Origin of the sequence: Bacillus sp. GMs2/2 (assembly GCF_050172095.1) — a bacterium.
In the GTDB taxonomy this organism is placed as follows: domain Bacteria; phylum Bacillota; class Bacilli; order Bacillales; family Bacillaceae_G; genus Bacillus_A; species Bacillus_A cereus.
In genome coordinates this window covers 1-2,272 of sequence record NZ_JBNLYE010000521.1, presented here as the reverse complement: position 1 = coordinate 2,272, position 2,272 = coordinate 1, and the positions used below count along the sequence as shown (strand labels likewise).

Here is a 2,272-nt window from a genome sequence, read left to right as displayed (position 1 = left end):
TGTGTGAAAAATAAAACTCTTGCTAAAAAATGGAACTGGATGAATATTTTACTTTGATAATATTGTAAAGTATTAAAGTTTTAGTTTTTTTTAAGAGGATAGTAGGGAAAGGAAGTAAAGACAACTTATGAAAAAAGTAATTGCAGGTTTAGCAGCAGCTTCTGTAGCTGGCGTTGCAGTTCCAGGAATGGATTCTGCTCATGCACAAGTTTCAAATGAAGCGCTAAAAGAAATTAATGGACAAACTCAAACTCAAACTCAAACGACTGTAACTGAAACAAAAACTGTAGAAACAACTTCTGAATTAAAATACACAGTAACTGCTGATGTATTAAATGTTCGTTCAGGTGCTGGTACAGGACATAACGTTATTTCTAAAGTAAAGTCAGGCCAAGTGCTACAAGTAGTTGGACAAGAAAATGGTTGGTTCAAAGTAAACGTAAATGGTCAAACAGGTTATGTAAGTGGTGACTTCGTAACGACTGGTGGCAAAACAGGAACGACTGTTCAACAAGGAACAGGTACTTACACAGTAAACGTTTCTTCACTTAACGTACGTACAGGCCCAAGTACATCTCATACAGTATTAGGTTCTGTAAACAAAGGTAAAACAGTACAAGTTGTAGGTGAAGTACAAGATTGGTTTAAAATCAACTTCAATGGTGGAACTGGATACGTAAGCAAAGACTTCGTAACAAAAGGTGGTTCTGCTGTATCTAACGAAACACAACAACCAACTACAAACAACAATACTACAACAGTTCAAACTGGTGGTTCTTATGTTGTTAACACTGGTGCTTTAAAAGTACGTACAGGCCCAGCTACATACAACGCTGTAATCGGTGGAGTAACGAATGGTAAAGTATTAAACGTTACTGGTGCTGAAAATGGTTGGTACAAAATTAACCATAACGGCCGCACAGGTTACGTAAGTGCAGACTTCGTTAAGTTTGTAAAAGGCGGAGTAAACAACGTTACAAATAACAATAATGTTACAAATAACGTTCAACAACCAGGTAAAGACGTACAAAAACCAACAACAGGTGGAGATACATCTTCAATCGCTGGATTCGCTAGATCTTTAAATGGTTCACCATACAGAACTGCTGGTACAACACCTGCTGGTTTTGACTGCAGTGGATTCATTCACTACGTATTAAATCAAACTGGTCATAAAGGCGCTCGTCAAACAGTTGCTGGATACTGGAGCTCTAAAACAAAAACTAGCAATCCACAACCAGGTGATTTAGTATACTTCCAAAATACTTATAAATCAGGTCCTTCTCACATGGGTGTTTACTTAGGAAACGGTCAGTTCATTAGTGCAGAAACAGATGCAACTGGTGTACGTATTAGTTCTGTAAGTAACTCTTACTGGAGCAAGCACCTATTAGGTTACACAAAAGCATACTAAGAAAAAGTAGTTTTATATACTTTTCGTATAGAGAAAAGGCTTTCCAAGGAAACTTGGGAAGCCTTTTTATAGTTGAATAAATTGGAAGTTTAATAGTTTTTATTTTAACTTTCCATTTAAAAATCGATCATATAAGTCATGGAAATAGTTAGGACGAAATAAGTTCGCTGCATGTCCCGCTAACGGTATTTCCTTATATAGAACGTTAGGCAAAATAGATTTCAAATCAAATAGACAAGATTTATAGAGATGATCATGCTCTCCCATTACCCATAGTATAGGGTGAGGAAGTGATTTTAATTTAGATTTTAAATCGAATTCTAACCGATGTCGTAATGACTGGGCAATTATGGATGAATGTAATTGTAATCCGAAACGGTAGTAAATATTTCTTGAAATGACTGCGAACGGATTTGCTTTTAATATACCGCTTGGAAAAATAGTATTTGCGTATTGAGAGAGCCATTTAGAGTATTCATCTCCTCGCTTCTCCCAAAAATTTTGAAATACATTATATAAACGAGAAGGGTTATTGTAATGTCCTCCAATATGACAAATACTTAATACTTTTTCTGGATGCATTTGTGCAAAAATTGTAGAGATGTAACAGCCGTAACTTAGCGCACAAATATGTGCTTTTTTAATACCTTCTTGTTCATATAAGTTTAATAATTGATCTACGAGGCGCTGTAATGAAAAGTCGATTGCTTCTCCTTTATCATCACCGTGACCTAATAAGTCATAAGTTATAATGTTGTAGGAGGCAGAAAATCGTTTTTGCTCTTTTTTGAAGGCGCGACGATTGCCAACTAATCCATGAATAAAAATAATTGTTTCCTTTTCAGAATGTATATTTGT

At 35.6% G+C, this 2,272-nt stretch carries 2 protein-coding genes; one reads left to right on the top strand and one right to left on the bottom strand.

Going from position 1 to position 2,272, the window contains the following annotated elements; translation table 11 throughout:
- Positions 1-127 precede the first annotated feature (127 nt).
- Entirely contained in the window at positions 128-1,414 is a 1,287-nt protein-coding gene (entFM, locus tag ACQGS6_RS26890; RefSeq protein ID WP_000755513.1) for an enterotoxin EntFM, read from the top strand.
- A gap of 99 nt (positions 1,415-1,513) precedes the next feature.
- Here the strand turns inward: entFM and ACQGS6_RS26885 are convergent.
- A partial coding sequence (locus tag ACQGS6_RS26885; RefSeq protein ID WP_426965905.1) for an alpha/beta fold hydrolase occupies positions 1,514-2,272 on the bottom strand: 759 nt, incomplete at its 5' end.

Coding starts and splice junctions, on each gene's coding strand:
- entFM (WP_000755513.1), top strand. CDS start 128: ATGAAAAAAGTAATTGCAGGTTTAGCAGCAGCTTCTGTAGCTGGCGTT.